Source organism: Nonomuraea sp. NPDC059194 (assembly GCF_042754765.1).
GTDB lineage: Bacteria > Actinomycetota > Actinomycetes > Streptosporangiales > Streptosporangiaceae > Nonomuraea.
In genome coordinates, this window is record NZ_JBHZBH010000026.1 from 1 (window position 1) to 13,335 (window position 13,335).

15 protein-coding genes are annotated in these 13,335 nt (G+C 70.1%); 9 read left to right on the forward strand and 6 right to left on the reverse strand.

Annotated features, from left to right (window positions below):
* The coding region (locus ACFXJ8_RS28045) for a helix-turn-helix domain-containing protein (RefSeq protein ID WP_379646962.1) at nucleotides 1–198 on the reverse strand (198 nt) is incomplete at its 3' end.
* 108 nt (nucleotides 199–306) lie between these two features.
* Here ACFXJ8_RS28045 and tnpA point away from each other — a divergent pair.
* Both tnpA and ACFXJ8_RS28055 read left to right on the forward strand, forming a co-directional pair.
* Nucleotides 307–735, forward strand: a complete 429-nt coding sequence (gene tnpA / locus ACFXJ8_RS28050; protein WP_379647082.1) for an IS200/IS605 family transposase — start codon at nucleotides 307–309, stop codon at nucleotides 733–735.
* Nucleotides 736–855: 120 nt separating this feature from the next.
* Nucleotides 856–1,092 carry a P1 family peptidase gene (locus ACFXJ8_RS28055; RefSeq protein WP_379646963.1) on the forward strand — a complete coding sequence of 79 codons (237 nt, stop codon included), beginning with the start codon at nucleotides 856–858 and terminating at the stop codon, nucleotides 1,090–1,092.
* A 107-nt stretch (nucleotides 1,093–1,199) separates the two neighbouring features.
* On the opposite strand, the gene ACFXJ8_RS28060 is transcribed toward ACFXJ8_RS28055, so the two are convergent.
* The 3 genes from ACFXJ8_RS28060 to ACFXJ8_RS28070 all read right to left on the reverse strand — a co-directional run bounded on the left by ACFXJ8_RS28060 (nucleotide 1,200) and on the right by ACFXJ8_RS28070 (nucleotide 4,190).
* Complete coding sequence (locus tag ACFXJ8_RS28060) at nucleotides 1,200–2,114, reverse strand: hypothetical protein (RefSeq protein ID WP_379646964.1); 915 nt, start codon at nucleotides 2,112–2,114, stop codon at nucleotides 1,200–1,202.
* Nucleotides 2,111–2,650, reverse strand: coding sequence for an RNA polymerase sigma factor (locus ACFXJ8_RS28065; RefSeq protein WP_379646965.1), 540 nt, complete (start codon nucleotides 2,648–2,650; stop codon nucleotides 2,111–2,113). Before ACFXJ8_RS28065 ends, ACFXJ8_RS28060 begins: the two co-directional genes overlap by 4 nt.
* Before the next feature lie 478 nt (nucleotides 2,651–3,128).
* Nucleotides 3,129–4,190 (reverse strand): acetyl-CoA acetyltransferase, encoded by a 1,062-nt coding sequence (locus ACFXJ8_RS28070; RefSeq protein ID WP_379646966.1) that lies wholly within the window; start codon nucleotides 4,188–4,190, stop codon nucleotides 3,129–3,131.
* A 316-nt stretch (nucleotides 4,191–4,506) separates the two neighbouring features.
* Between ACFXJ8_RS28070 and ACFXJ8_RS28075 the strand changes: the two genes are divergently transcribed.
* Nucleotides 4,507–5,151: a MerR family transcriptional regulator gene (locus ACFXJ8_RS28075; protein ID WP_379646967.1), complete on the forward strand. Its 645-nt coding sequence runs from the start codon at nucleotides 4,507–4,509 to the stop codon at nucleotides 5,149–5,151.
* Here ACFXJ8_RS28075 and ACFXJ8_RS28080 read toward each other — a convergent pair.
* Nucleotides 5,123–5,764, reverse strand: a complete 642-nt coding sequence (locus ACFXJ8_RS28080) for a ThuA domain-containing protein (RefSeq protein WP_379646968.1) — start codon at nucleotides 5,762–5,764, stop codon at nucleotides 5,123–5,125. The genes ACFXJ8_RS28075 and ACFXJ8_RS28080 overlap by 29 nt on opposite strands.
* Before the next feature lie 75 nt (nucleotides 5,765–5,839).
* On the opposite strand from ACFXJ8_RS28080, the gene ACFXJ8_RS28085 reads away from it, so the two are divergent.
* The 6 genes from ACFXJ8_RS28085 to ACFXJ8_RS28110 all read left to right on the forward strand — a co-directional run bounded on the left by ACFXJ8_RS28085 (nucleotide 5,840) and on the right by ACFXJ8_RS28110 (nucleotide 11,900).
* Complete coding sequence (locus tag ACFXJ8_RS28085; protein ID WP_379646969.1) at nucleotides 5,840–6,223, forward strand: SSI family serine proteinase inhibitor; 384 nt, start codon at nucleotides 5,840–5,842, stop codon at nucleotides 6,221–6,223.
* Nucleotides 6,224–6,268: 45 nt separating this feature from the next.
* On the forward strand, nucleotides 6,269–7,135 hold the full coding sequence (locus ACFXJ8_RS28090; RefSeq protein ID WP_379646970.1) for an NAD-dependent epimerase/dehydratase family protein: 867 nt from the start codon (nucleotides 6,269–6,271) through the stop codon (nucleotides 7,133–7,135).
* Between the two features lie 26 nt (nucleotides 7,136–7,161).
* Nucleotides 7,162–8,004: an RNA polymerase sigma-70 factor gene (locus ACFXJ8_RS28095; protein WP_379646971.1), complete on the forward strand. Its 843-nt coding sequence runs from the start codon at nucleotides 7,162–7,164 to the stop codon at nucleotides 8,002–8,004.
* Between the two features lie 31 nt (nucleotides 8,005–8,035).
* On the forward strand, nucleotides 8,036–8,773 hold the full coding sequence (locus tag ACFXJ8_RS28100) for an SDR family oxidoreductase (RefSeq protein WP_379646972.1): 738 nt from the start codon (nucleotides 8,036–8,038) through the stop codon (nucleotides 8,771–8,773).
* A gap of 68 nt (nucleotides 8,774–8,841) precedes the next feature.
* Complete coding sequence (locus ACFXJ8_RS28105; RefSeq protein ID WP_379646973.1) at nucleotides 8,842–10,491, forward strand: FAD-dependent oxidoreductase; 1,650 nt, start codon at nucleotides 8,842–8,844, stop codon at nucleotides 10,489–10,491.
* A complete protein-coding gene (locus ACFXJ8_RS28110) occupies nucleotides 10,488–11,900 on the forward strand; it encodes an ATP-binding protein (RefSeq protein WP_379646974.1) in 1,413 nt (470 codons plus the stop codon). The genes ACFXJ8_RS28105 and ACFXJ8_RS28110 overlap by 4 nt, the downstream gene beginning before the upstream one ends.
* Nucleotides 11,901–11,972: 72 nt before the next feature.
* Here the strand turns inward: ACFXJ8_RS28110 and ACFXJ8_RS28115 are convergent, their stop codons facing one another.
* Entirely contained in the window at nucleotides 11,973–13,223 is a 1,251-nt protein-coding gene (locus ACFXJ8_RS28115) for an alpha/beta fold hydrolase (RefSeq protein WP_379646975.1), read from the reverse strand.
* Nucleotides 13,224–13,335: the final 112 nt, after the last annotated feature.

Consider the following 13,335-nt stretch of genomic DNA (forward strand, 5'->3'; position numbering starts at 1 on the left):
CGCTCGGCGGTCCGTTTCGCGGCGGTGATGCAGATCTTCTGCAACTCCGTGCCGCTGATCCGGGTCCGGTCGGCCTTCCACGCGGCTTTGCGCCGTGCGAGCGCGTCGTTCCACACCGCGCACACATCCGAACGTCCGCGCCAGCAGCTCCCGCTGGGGCGCGTCCGGGTACAGCCGGTAGTTGTAGCGCAGCTTCACCGAACACCACCCCCTCGCGACACGGGCGCCCCAGAACTCGAACAAGCTATCAACTGGCCTATGACACCGTCAGACGAATACCGGAACGGCAGGCACGTGGATTCCGTGATGCATGTCCATCTGGTGTTCGTGACCACGTATCGGCGGAACGTGTCCAATGACGAGAGGCTGCGCCGCTGCGAAAAGATCATGGTCGAGCTGTGCGACAGCTTCGAGGCCGAACTGCGCGAATTCAACGGAAAAGACGACCGCATCCACCCTCTCATCCCCTACCCGCCAAAGGTCGCGCTCTCCAGGCTCGTTGACTGGCTCAAGGGGCGTCTCCTCGCTCTACCTGCGCAAGGAATTCACCGGCCACGTCAACCGCGCCGTCATGCACGACCCTTTCTGGTCGCTACTTCGCCGCCTCCTGCGGCGAGCACCGCTGACCATCATCAACGTCCACATCGAACAACAGCGCCGACCAGTCTCTTTGTCAGCAGGCTCTTAGATTTACGCCATGGCTCGTGTCCGTGTCGTCGTGCCGGTGCTGGATGACTGCCCGCTGTTCGAGCTGGCCGTACAGTGCGAGGTGTTCGGCCATGACCGGCGCGACCTCAACCCTGACTGGTACGAGTTGACCGTCTCGGCCGACTCCTGGGGCGCGAGCAGGTGCCCGTGCCCGAGCCGCCCGAGCTACGGGGAGCGCCGCAGCAGGGCGAGGGATCGATCGTCGTCGTCATGCTGGCCGACGCCCACATCACCCCGCTGTTCGACGCCGTCGTCGAAGCCACCGAGAAAGCCACCGAGGAAACCATCGTGAACGCCCTCGTCGCCGCGGATACGATGACGGGCCGCGACGGAGTCACCACACATGGACTGGACGGCCGACGCCTCAGCGCGCCGCTGACCTGACCCGCATGCGCCGGTCAGCAGCCTGTCGCGACGTGGGCGACGGCGTCACGGTGGCGGCGGACGGGGCGGGAGCGGCGGCGCCGCGTCGGCCGCTCCCGCTGCGGCGGCTAGTCGCGCCTGGGCGGTCTGGGGCCGCCGTAGACCGGGTTCTTGGCCAGCCGCTTCTCCGTCACCAGCAGCTTGACCGCGTCGGGCGCCAGCACCTCGGCGTCCCACACGATCCAGTCGTCGCCGACCTTCTCGGGCTGCCTGTTAGGGTTGTAGCCGAATCCGCCGCCCTCGTTGGGCTCGATCATCCAGATCACCGTCTTGACCCCGCGCTCGGCGGCGGCCCGCCGTACCTCGCCGACCGTGCGCTCGTCCACCTTGACGCCGTGCAGCGACTCGCCCTTCTCGGTGGCCGAGGCCGCGTTCTCGTATCGCTCACCGGGCTTGGCGGGACGACCGAGGGAGATCACTCCCGTGCCCGTGAAGTCCACCGCCACGGTGACCGCCAGCGAGCACCCCGGCGAGCCCAGCTCGCAGCCGTCCGGCTCGACGCCGCCGCCGAGGCCGCCCTTGCTCGGGGTGGTCTTCCCGCTGAAGCCCATCCGCACGACGTTGCCGACGCCGCTCGGCGACGCCGGCAGCAGGTTGAGGCTGACGTCCAGGCCCACCGCCTTGAACGCCTCGCCGTACAGGGCGTGGTCGGCGTACGGGTCCTTGACCCTGGCCACCCACAGGTCGCCGCGCCGCTCGATCTCGATGGCGGAGTTGGCGTAGGAGGTGGCCACCCCCTTGCCGCCCTCGATCAGCCCCGGGCCGATCACCGCGGCCGCGGCCAGCGCCGACACCGCCACCGCGGCCACCGCCAGCCTGCGCACCGGACGGGCCGGGCCGCGCCGTACCGCGGGCTCGTGTACCTGCCCGGCTGCCATGATCGACTCCAGCAGGGTCCGCGCCCCCGCGCCGGACCCCCGCCCCGCCAGTTCCTCGTCCCTGACCCTGGCCAGGACGCCGACCTGCTCCTCGATGTTCTTCACTGCTGCCTCCCCACGAGAACGAGCTGATTGACCGGGATGCCCGCCGCCTGCAGCGCGCGGGCGAAACGCTTGCGTGCTCGATGCAGCCTGATCCGTACGGCGTTGCGCGAGCAGCCGAGCACGGCGGCTATCTCGCCGCGTTCCAGGCCCTCCCACGCGACCAGGCCGAGGAGTTCGCGGTCGTCGTCCTGAAGGTCCTGGAAGGCTCGGGCTATGGCACCGAACTCCACCGTGGAGTCGGGCGTGCTGGCGTAGAGGTCCGCCAGGTCGGCGTCGAGCTCGACCGTGCGGGCATGGTGCCTGGTGGTGCTTCTGCGGTGGTTGGCCAGCACGTTGCGGGCCACGCCGTACAGCCACAGGCGGGCCTCCGCGCCCTGCGGCAGCTGGTCGATCTTGCGCCAGGCGATGGCGAAGGTCTCCGCGACCACGTCAGCGGCGTCGTCGGGCGAGGGGCAACGGCGTACGGCGTAGCCGAGGATCTGTTCGTAGGTTCCGGCGTAGACGGCCTCGAACCTGGCCCTCCTGTGGTCAGCCACGGGCGGTCCCCATGGTCGGCCTCCTTGGTCGGGGATGTCGGACACCCTCTCCATGTCGGAAGTCGACCCAGCATTTCAAACCCTGGCCTGAGCGGCTGCGATCAGGGCGTTCGCGCCGGGCTGGGTCAGCTCGACGAGGTAGCGGGGTGACGGCCGCGTCGACGCACGACGAGATGCCGAAGCCGCAGAGGTGTGACCGAAGCCGTAGACCAGCCCCGCCTCGCCGGTGTCGCCCCCGGCCGTGGCGGCCATGGAGTCGTCGCAGGTCAGCAGCTGGGCGGATTCTTGTCAGCCCCTCGCACGAATAGGTCCTCGGCCCCCTCGCACGGGTAGTCCTCTGGCCCCCCGCACGGGAAAGGCCAGGGCGAGACGCCCTGCGGATCCCTCCCTGGGCGCGGCCCCGGTTCGGCACTCGTCGCGGCCAAGCCGGGAACCTGGGGTTGGTTTCCTGCCAGACAGGCAGTCCTGGCGGCTTCCGTCAGGCGGTGAGGAGGGCGGCGCTGCCGTACGAGCCGCCGAAGCCTGTCACCAGTGCGACCTCGGCGCCCGCCCGCACCTCGCGTACGGCCTGGGCGACGTTGTTGAGCCCGTGGACGTAGCCCTCCGACAGCAGTCCGCCGTGGGGGTTGACCCGCGCGTGTCCCCTCGCCAGCAGGTATGCGCCGAGGTCGGCTCGCGGGACCAGCCCGAAGTCCTCCAGTTGGCGCGGGATCAGCCACGAGTACGCGTCGTAGAGCAACGCCACCTGGACGTCGGTCGGCTGCATACGGGATACGGTCCACAGTATGGGGGCTACCTGCGACGAGAAGATGGACGTGACGTCCGGCGAGCGGTCCATCGTCGAGCATCCCGGCCCACCACCCCGCGCTACAGCGTGGATTCTGGGGCCTGGCAGGGAGCGGCTTACCACCAGCGCGCAGGCGCCGTCGGTCTCCTGACAACAGTCGACTGTACGCAGGGGACTGCATACAAAAGGCTTCTGCAGGTACTCGTCGAGCGGAAGCGGGTCGCGGCGCAACGCTCGCTCGTTGGTGGCGGCGTTCTCTCGGGACTGCGCGACGACGGCGTGGAGGTGCTCGGGGATGAGCCCCGTGTCGTACAGGTACCGGGTGGCGGCCATCGCGAACATCGGGATGGGGCCCGCCATGCCGTACGGGATCGTGAAACGCTCCTGGGGACCCGTCGAGACGGTGTTCATGCGCTTGCCGGAGCGGCCGTTGAGGGCGCGGTAGATGAGCACGTTGCGCGCGAGACCTGCCTCGATGAGCATCGCCGCGTCGCCGAGGATGGAGGCGGCCTGGGTGCCGCCGCCTGAGATGTCGTTGTGCCAGCCGAGCCTGTCGATCCGGAGTGCTCTGGCGACGTGGATGACGGGTGCGGAGTCGTTGAGGTGGTAGCTCAGGACGGCGTCGATCTCTCGGGGGTCCAGGCCCGCGTCGGCGCAGGCGAGCTGGGACGCCTCGACCGCCAACTCCAGTTCTGTTCTACCGGAGGCGCGGGTGAGGGGGGTCATTCCGATCCCGGCGATGGTGGCGCGCATGCTCCTCCCGAGCTACGGGGTGAGGGGGGGCCGTGGGCGGTGGGGCCGGTGGCGAGCGGTGGTGCGGGTGGGAGGTGGGGTCCGGGTGGCAGGGGGTGTGGGTGGCGAGGTGGGCGGGAGATCGCCCGCCCGTCACGGTAGTGCGGTGCCCGGCCTTGGGCAAGCGTTTGTTCGGGTAACTCGCCACCCCATGGCCGGTCGGCTGAGGATTGGGAGATGCTGGAGCGGGGCATCGTTCCCGTGCGCCCGCAGGTCCGGCTGAGCCCGCCGAGATGGCCAAGCCCCAAGCAGCATTGGGTAGTAGTACTATCCAATTATGCGCATGTCCCAGCTCAGCGCCGAGTCCGGCGTCGCCATCGCCACCATCAAGTACTACCTGCGAGAAGGCCTCCTCCACCAAGGCGAGCAGGTGGCGGCCACCCGCGCGGAGTACGACGAGTCGCACCTGCGAAGGCTCCGGCTGATCAGGGCGCTGCTGGAGGTCGGCCGCCTGCCGATCACCTCGATCAAGAAGGTCATCGAGGCGGTCGACGACGAGAGCCTGCCCGTGCACTTCATGCTCGGCACCGCCCACTACGCGATCAGTCCCGCCGTCGAGGCCGGCGAGGGCGAGGAGTGGACGGCGGCCCGCGCGCAGGCCGACCGCATGATCGACGACCTCGGCTGGCACGTCTCAGGGAGCGCCCCCGGCCGCGACGAGCTCGCCCAGACCCTCGTCAAGCTCCGCCAGCTCGGTCTGGAAACCGACCTGACCCCCTACGCCAAAGCCGCGCACCAGCTCGTCACCGAGGTCGAGATCGACACCATCCCGCTGGACGGCCCGCGTGACGCCGCCGTGGAGGCGCTGGTGCTCGGCACCGTCCTGTACGGCAGGGCGTTCGACTCGCTGCGCCGCCTGGCGCAGGAGTCGGAGTCGGCCCGCAAGCTGAAGGTCAGTCCCCCAGCACCAGAGGACGTTTGAGCAGCCAGAGCGCCGCCCGCTTGAGCAGCGCGCGATGCACCTCGTTGTCGTAGGCGCGGGTGTCGTGTCCGAGGGCGTCGTAGACGACGCGGCCCCGCCGTACCGGACGGGCCCAGAGCATGGGCTGGCCCTGCGCGGAGGCCAGCGGCCGCACGTCGGGCAGCACCTCCAGGTCGCTGTAGATCTCGTCCACCAGGTCGAAGTCCCGCAGCCCCTCGACGATCGGGTGGCCGCCGAGGACCCGGACGGTCGTCCAGCCCAGCTGCGGGTGGTGGGAGGTGCCCCGCACCCAGCGGCCGCCGAGGACGCGCGGCCAGCCCTGCCAGTCGTCGAAGCAGATCGCGGCGGCGTGCATGCACAGCAGGCCGCCGCCCTGCTCCAGGTGGTCGAGCAGCGTGGTGCGGGCCTGCGCCGGCAGCGTGAAGCCCTTGTCCTGCCTGCGCAGCGCGTTGACGGTGATGAGCTGGTACTCCGACGGCTCGCCGAGCGCTCCCGCGATGTCATCGGTGATCTCGGACTCCACCCCGACGTCGGCCAGCACCTCCGCGAGGGCCGCCGACGTGGCGTCGAAGTCGTGGAACAGGCCTCCTGAAAGAATCAGATTTCTCGCCACGTCACAACTTCATCACGAGTGACCCTGGAAAAGCCATGGCCATTCGCTGACCCGGCGCAGGGCACGATCCTTCGCATGAGAATCATCAAGATCGCGGCCCTGGCGACCGCGGCTTTCCTGTCCACGCCCGCGACCACCGTCTCAGCCGAGTCCGAGGCGTACTTCATGATCCAGGTCGTCGTTCCCGACGCCCGGTCGCGGGCGGTGAGCCTGACCTGCGCCCCCGACGGCGGCGCCCATCCGCGGCCCGCCGCCTCCTGCGCGCTACTGGAAAGCGTCGAAGGCGACATGTCGCGCTATCCGGGCGAGGTTGGCGCCTGCACCAGGGAGTACCAGCCGTACCGGGTCTCGTTGAGGGGGCAGTGGGCGGGCAGAGGGATCTCCTACTGGAGGACCTTCGCCAACCACTGCGAGATGCTCCGCGCCACCGGGCCGGTGTTCGACCTGCGGCCGGTGTGATCCGGTTCACTGTCACAGCGCGCGTGCCCGCCCCGTCCAGTCATCGTGAGAGTTCTCGTAGCAGGAGCATCCGGAGTCATCGGGCGGCAGCTGGTGCCGCTGCTCACCGCCGTCGGTCACGAGGTGACCGCGATGTCCAGGTCCACGGGCGGGCCCGACATGCTCGACCGCGCCGCCACCGTCGAGGCGGTACGGCGGGCCGCCCCCGACGTCGTCGTCAACATGCTCACCGCCATCCCGAAGACCCTGAACCCGCGCAGGATCGCCCAGGACTTCGAGCCGACCAACCGGCTGCGCACCGAGGGCACCCGCAACCTCATCGCCGCCGCCCCCGACGCCAGGCACATCGCGCAGAGCGTCGCCTTCGCGTACGCGCCCGGCGAGGGCCTGGCCGACGAGGACGCGCCGCTGTGGCTGGAGGCGCCCAGGCAGTTCACCCCGAACATGCGGGCGCTGGTGGACCTGGAGCGCATGACCATGGAGGCGGGCGGTCTGGTGCTGCGTTACGGCCACCTCACCGGGCCCGGCTCGATCTACGACCAGGACGGTTCGACCACCCAGGCGGTGCTGGCCGGGAAGATGCCGATCGTCGGCGGCGGCGGTTCGGTGTTCTCCTTCACCCACGCGCATGACGCGGCGACGGCCGTCGTGGCCGCCCTCGATCGGAACGTCACCGGTGCGCTCAACGTGGTCGACGACACCCCGATGGCGCTCAGTGACTGGCTGCCCGCCTTCGCGCGTAAGATCGGCGCCCCCGCGCCCAAACGCGTTCCCGCCTTCGCGGCGCGGCTGGCGGTGGGGGAATTCGGGGTGGCGTACATGACCAGGTTGCGCGGCGCCGACAACAGCAGGGCGCGGCTGCGGCTCAACTGGCGTCCCAGGCACGCGTCCTTCCTCGACGATGCCGAGTGACGGAACGGCGCGACATGATACGAACCGTGGATTTCCAGACCTACCGTCCCATGCTGCTCGGGCTGGCCTACCGTCTGCTCGGCAGCATGTGGGACGCCGAGGACGTCGTCCAGGAGGCGTGGCTGCGCTGGAGCGGCACCGACCAGGCCAAGGTCGCCGAGCCGCGCGCCTTCCTGGTCACCGTCGTGTCCCGCCTGGCGCTCGACCAGCTCAGGTCCGCCAGGGTCAAGCGGGAGGCCTACACCGGCCCCTGGCTGCCCGAGCCCGTCCCGACCGGCGAGGTGGGGCCGCTCGACACGGCCGAGCTGCGCGACACCCTGTCGTACGCCACCCTGCACCTGATGGAGCGGCTCTCGCCGCCCGAACGGGCGGTGTTCGTGCTCAGGGAGGCGTTCGACCTGCCCTACGAGGAGATCGCCGAGATCGTCGGCGCGAGCCTGGTCAACTGCCGGCAGATGCACCACCGAGCCTCCGTACGGCTGGCCGACGGCAGGGACCGCTTCCAGCCGAGCGCCGAGGAGCACTCCAGGCTGCTGCTGCGCTTCCTCGACGCCGCGCAGGGCGGCGACCTGGCGGCGTTCACCTCGATGCTCAGCGAGGACGTGGTCGCCTGGACCGACGGCGGCGGCAGGGTCAGGGCCGCGCTCAACCCGGTCCACGGCCGCGACAGGGTGCTCGCCTTCCTGTCCGGGCTCGCCAGGAAGTACACGTTCGGGGAGGCCAGGGTCGTCGACGTCAACGGCGCTCCCGCGCTCAGTTTCATGGCCGAGGGCCGTGTTCAGGTGGCCTGCCTCGACTTCCGCGACGGCCTGGTCCACGGCATCTACGTGATGCTGAACCCCGACAAGCTCCGCGCGTTCCCCCGGTGACCGGCAGCGCGCGCTCGGTAGTCTCGCTCTCATGGATCTCGGCATCGCGGGCAAGGTCGCACTGGTCACCGGTGGCAGCGCGGGCATCGGGCTGGCCGCCGCCAAGGCGCTGGCGCGGGAGGGGTGCGACGTGTGCGTGTGCGCGCGCAGCCCCGAGCGGCTCGCCGACGCGGTGGTGGAGCTGCAGGAGTTCGGGCACCTGGTGCACGCCGTCCTGGCCGACGTGGAGGACCACGCGGCAGCCGAGCGGGTGGTGGCCGAGACGCGCGAGGTGCTGGGGCCGATCGACATCCTGGTCGCCAACGCGGGCGGGCCGCCCGCGGGCACGTTCGTCGAGGTGAGCCTGGCCGACTGGGAGGTGGCCGTGCAGCGCAACCTGCTGGGCACGGTCCGCCTGATGCGCGCGGTGCTGCCCGACATGCGCTCGCGCGGCTGGGGGCGCATCGTCACCGTGACGAGCAGGTCGGTGCGCGAGGTGATCGACGGTCTCGCGCTGTCCAACGCCACCCGTACGGCGGTCGCCGGCGTGGTGCGGACGCTGGCCAGGGAGGTCGGCGCCGACGGCGTCCTGGTGAACAACGTGCTTCCAGGCCCGATCGACACCGAGAGGCTGCGCTCGCTCGGCCACACGGGCACCACGCCGCTCGGGCGGATCGGCCGCCCCGAGGAGGTAGGCGACGTGATCGCATTCCTGGCCAGCGACCGGGCGTCGTTCGTCAACGGCGTATCCCTGCTGGTCGACGGCGGGGAGAGCCGGATCGTGGCCTGACCGCAGAATCCACCTTCCGGCAACCCATGACATCCTTCGTGTAAGTACCAAAAGGGGAAGGGCGTGGCATGGACAAGCCGGTCATCGTGACGGTTGACGACGACCCGGGCGTGTCGAGGGCTATCGCCCGCGACCTTCGGAAGAAGTACGGCCAGCAGTACCGCATCGTGCGCGCCGAAACGGCCGAGCAGGGCATGGACGCGGTCCGCGAGATGCGCCTGCGCGGCGACGAGGTGGCGGCGATCCTGGCCGACTACCGGATGCCGCAGATGAACGGCGTGCAGTTCCTCGAAGCGGCGATGGACATGTACCCGTTCGCGCGCAGGGTGCTGCTGACCGCCTACGCCGACACCGACGCCGCCATCCAGGCGATCAACGTGGTCGACCTCGACCACTATCTGCTCAAGCCGTGGGACCCGCCGGAGGAGAAGTTCTACCCGGTGATCGACGGCCAGCTCGACGCGTGGCAGCGTACCGACCGGCAGGTCAGGTCGGAGCTGCAGGTGGTGGGCGACCGCTGGTCGGCGCGCTCCTACCAGGTGCGCGACTTCCTGTCGCGCAACCACGTGCCCTACCAGTGGCTGCTGGCCGAGGACCCCGAGGGGCAGCAGCTGGTCGCGGCCGTGGGCGGCGACTGCGACCTCCCGCTGGTGATCACCGCGGAGGGCGAGCAGCTCCAGGCGCCCGACCAGCCGACGCTGGCCTCGGCCGTAGGCCTGTCCACGACGCCGTCGACCGACTTCTACGACCTCATCGTGGTCGGCGGCGGGCCCGCCGGCCTCGGCGCCGCCGTCTACGGCGCGTCGGAGGGGCTGCGCACGGTCCTGGTCGAGGCGCACGCCTCGGGCGGCCAGGCGGGGCAGAGCTCCCGGATCGAGAACTACCTGGGCTTTCCCGACGGCGTGTCCGGCGCGCAGCTGGCCGACAGGGCGCGCAGGCAGGCGCTGAAGTTCGGCGCGGAGCTGCTGTCCGCGCGCAAGGTCATGAGCCTGGAGGCGAAGGGCCAGGCCAGGGTCGTCGGCTTCAGGGACGGCGGGGAGATCGCCGCCCACGCGGTGATCCTGGCCACCGGCGTCACCTACCGCAGGCTGGAGGCTCCTGGGCTCGACGACTTCGTCGGCAGGGGCGTCTACTACGGCGCCGCGCTCACCGAAGCGCCCTCGTGCAAGGACACCGAGGTGTTCATCGTCGGCGCGGCCAACTCGGCCGGACAGGCGGCCGTCTACCTGGCGGGATTCGCGAGCAAGGTCCACTTGTTGGTGAGGGGTGACGGTTTGGAGAAGTCCATGTCCCACTACCTCATCGAGCAGATCGCGGCCATCCCGGCCATCGAGGTCCACTACGAGACCGAGGTGACCGGCGGCCAGGGCGACGACCACCTCGAACGGCTGACGCTGTCCACGAAGGGCGCCGAGTGGTCGGCCGACGCGCAGTGGCTGTTCGTCTTCATCGGGGCCGAGCCGTACACGTCGTGGCTGGGCGACGGCCTGGAGCGCGACGCCAAGGGGTTCGTCCTCACCGGGCCCGACCTGGTGGCCCACGGCGAGCGGCCGCGCAACTGGCCGCTGCGGCGGCAGCCGTACTTCCTGGAGACCAACATCCCTGGCGTGTTCGCCGCCGGTGACGTCCGCGCGGACTCGATCAAGAGAGTCGCCTCCGCCGTCGGCGAGGGCGCGATGGCCGTGGCCCTGGTGCACCGCTACCTGGAGAAGCAATGATCGACATAGACGAACTGCGCAAGCTGTTCCTCTTCGAGCGGCTGACCGACGAGCAGCTCGACCTGCTGGCCACCAAGGGCGAGGTCCGCTCCTACGACAGGGATGCGTTCGTCCTGCGCCAGGGCGAGCCGTCCGAGCACTTCTTCGTCCTCATCGAGGGCGAGGTGCAGATGATGACCGACACCAGCGCCGGGCCCGTCTCCCAGCCGCGCACCGCCCAGCCGGGCGTCTACGCCGGGGCAGTGCAGGCCTACCTGGGCAACCGCGCGCCCGACACCTACCAGCACTCGCTGCGCGCCACCGCGCCGTCCAGGATGTTCGTGCTGCCGGCCAAGAAGTTCGGCCACATCGTCACCGAGTGGTTCCCGATGGCCTTCCACCTGCTGGAGGGCATGACGTACGGCGGGCGGGCGGCCCGCGAGATCATCGACAGGCGTCAGCGGCTCACCGCGCTCGGCACGATCACCGCCGGGCTCACCCACGAGCTGAACAACCCCGCGGCGGCGGCCGTCAGAGCCGTGAGCGAGCTGCGCACGCTCATCAGGGCCTCACGCGTCCAACTGGCCGGGCTGGCGGCCGACGGGATACCGCCGCAGAAGCTGCTGCACCTCATCGAGATGTCCGACGCCTGCGCCCAGGCGGTCGGCACCCTTCCCCCTCGCAGCCCGCTGGAGATCTCCGACGCCGAGGACACCGTGGGCGAGGCGCTGGAGGAGCTGGGCGTCGACGACGCATGGGAGCTGGCGCCGTCGCTGGTCAACGCCGGGTTCACGCTCGACACGCTGGCCAGGATCCGGAACAAGGTGGGTGACGAGCACGCGGGCACGGCGCTGCGCTGGCTGGCGGAGGCCACGGAGATCTCCCAGATGCTGGGCGAGGTGACCGAGGCCACCGAGCGGATCAGCTCGCTGCTGGCCTCGGCCAAGCAGTACTCCCAGATGGACCGCGCTCCGTACAGCGTGATCGACGTGCACGAACTGCTCGACAGCACAGTGGCGATCTTCAGAGGGAAGATCCCGCCAGGGGTGACCGTGGTCACCGACTACGACCGGACGCTGCCGCCCATCCCCGCCTACGGCGGCGAGCTCAACCAGGTGTGGACGAACCTGATCCACAACTCGCTCGACGCGATGGGCGAGGAGGGCACGCTCACGATCCGCACCGCCCACGACGAGGACGAGGCGATCATCGAGATCGGCGACACAGGCCCCGGCGTGCCCGACGAGATCAAGGAGCGCATCTTCGAGCCGTTCTTCACCACCAAGACCGTGGGCAAGGGCACCGGGCTCGGGCTGGACATCTCCTACCGGATCGTGGCCGGCCGCCACAACGGCGAGCTGAAGGTGCGCTCGCGGCCCGGCGACACCTGGTTCGAGGTACGGCTCCCGCTGCGGGAGACGCCCGCCTAGTTCGGGTACGGCCCTGCCCCGGGAGACGCCCGCCTGGTTCGAGGTACGGCTCCCGCCGCGGGAGACACCCGCTTAGCTGCGGCCGGCGATCATGTCCATCAGCCGCGGCACCACACGGTCGGCGGCGACCCTGAACCCGTCGTGCTCGAACTCGTTGGTCACCCACGCGCGCGTATTGCCCACTCGGCCTGCCGTCTCCATCGAGAGGGCGGCGTCGACGTACATGTCGTCGTGGTACACAACGGCGGCCACCGGCACCTCGTTGGCGGCCAGCCGTACCGGGTCGTAGAGGTCGGGCCAGTCGGAACGGGACGCGAGCCACTCCGCCGCCTCCTTGAACGGCCGCAGCGAGCGGATCTCGTCGAACATCCACGGGTAGATCATCTCGCCGGTGAACATCTCGGGAGCGGCGAAGTCCTCCGGCATGACCCTGGCCGCCGCCCACGAGGTGGCCGCGCCGCCCTGCGCGTAGATCGGCTCGTGCAGGACGGCGTAGAGCGGATTGCCGACGAAGCCGGTGGCCGTCATGACCTCGTAAAGGAAGGCGTCGGACAGCTTGCCTTTTTTGGCGCCCGTGGCGCCCTCCCACGCGTCGTCGAGCAGCCAGTGCAGTGAGGCGGCGCCGTCGCCGGTGCCGAGCCTCATGCCGAGCGTCTTGAACCGCCTGGAGGTGAGGCGGTCGCCGTCAGGCAGCAGCACTCGCGTCTCGTCCAGGTGGGCGACGATCCGCCGCACCTTCTCGACGTCGTCGGGAAAGCCCCGGTAGTAGCGGGTGACCTTGTCGCGCACCCGCGCGTAGGTGCGGGTGTAGACGTCGTCGGCGCTCGCGTCGAGCCCCGGAAGGCCGCCGGTGATGTGGCAGGCCTTGAGCGCCTCCGGCGCCTGTGACAGGTAGGTGAGGGTGACGAAACCGCCGTAGCTCTGCCCCCAGGTCTCCCACTGCTCCACGCCGAGAGCGGCGCGAATGTGCTCACAGTCGGCGACGATGGCGTCGGCGCGGAAGTGGGCGAGGTAGGCGGCCAGGTCGTCGGGGTCGGCCGACGGGGACGCTACGGCAGGCGTGCTGCGGCCGGTGCCGCGCTGGTCGAGGAGCAGGACGCGGTGGGTCTTCAGGATGTGGGCGAAATGCGCGGGACCGGTCAGCCTGGGCGACCTGCCACCGGGGCCGCCCTGAAGGAACAGCGCCCACGGGAGGTCGGGGCGGGCGGGGTCGGCGATCTCGCGGGCGAAGACGGTGATGGTGGGGCCGCCTGGATCGGCGTGGTCGAGGGGGATGGTGAACTCGTGATCGACGGCACGCAGGCCCGGCAGAGTGACATTCACGTGCTTATGATCGCAGTTCGGGTCCGGACGGGGGGTTGGTGGCTTCCATGATCCAGGGACGATACTCGCTGGAGGGATATCTCGGGACACGCACTGTCGATTACTGGTTCCA

Excerpts from the sequence above, each read along its gene's own strand:
- ACFXJ8_RS28105 (WP_379646973.1), top strand. The coding sequence starts at position 8,842 with ATGGACAAGCCGGTCATCGTGACGGTTGACGACGACCCGGGCGTGTCG.
- tnpA (WP_379647082.1), top strand. The coding sequence starts at position 307 with ATGCATGTCCATCTGGTGTTCGTGACCACGTATCGGCGGAACGTGTCC.
- ACFXJ8_RS28075 (WP_379646967.1), top strand. The coding sequence starts at position 4,507 with ATGCGCATGTCCCAGCTCAGCGCCGAGTCCGGCGTCGCCATCGCCACC.
- ACFXJ8_RS28085 (WP_379646969.1), top strand. The coding sequence starts at position 5,840 with ATGAGAATCATCAAGATCGCGGCCCTGGCGACCGCGGCTTTCCTGTCC.
- ACFXJ8_RS28070 (WP_379646966.1), bottom strand. The coding sequence starts at position 4,190 with ATGCGCGCCACCATCGCCGGGATCGGAATGACCCCCCTCACCCGCGCC.
- ACFXJ8_RS28110 (WP_379646974.1), top strand. The coding sequence starts at position 10,488 with ATGATCGACATAGACGAACTGCGCAAGCTGTTCCTCTTCGAGCGGCTG.
- ACFXJ8_RS28100 (WP_379646972.1), top strand. The coding sequence starts at position 8,036 with ATGGATCTCGGCATCGCGGGCAAGGTCGCACTGGTCACCGGTGGCAGC.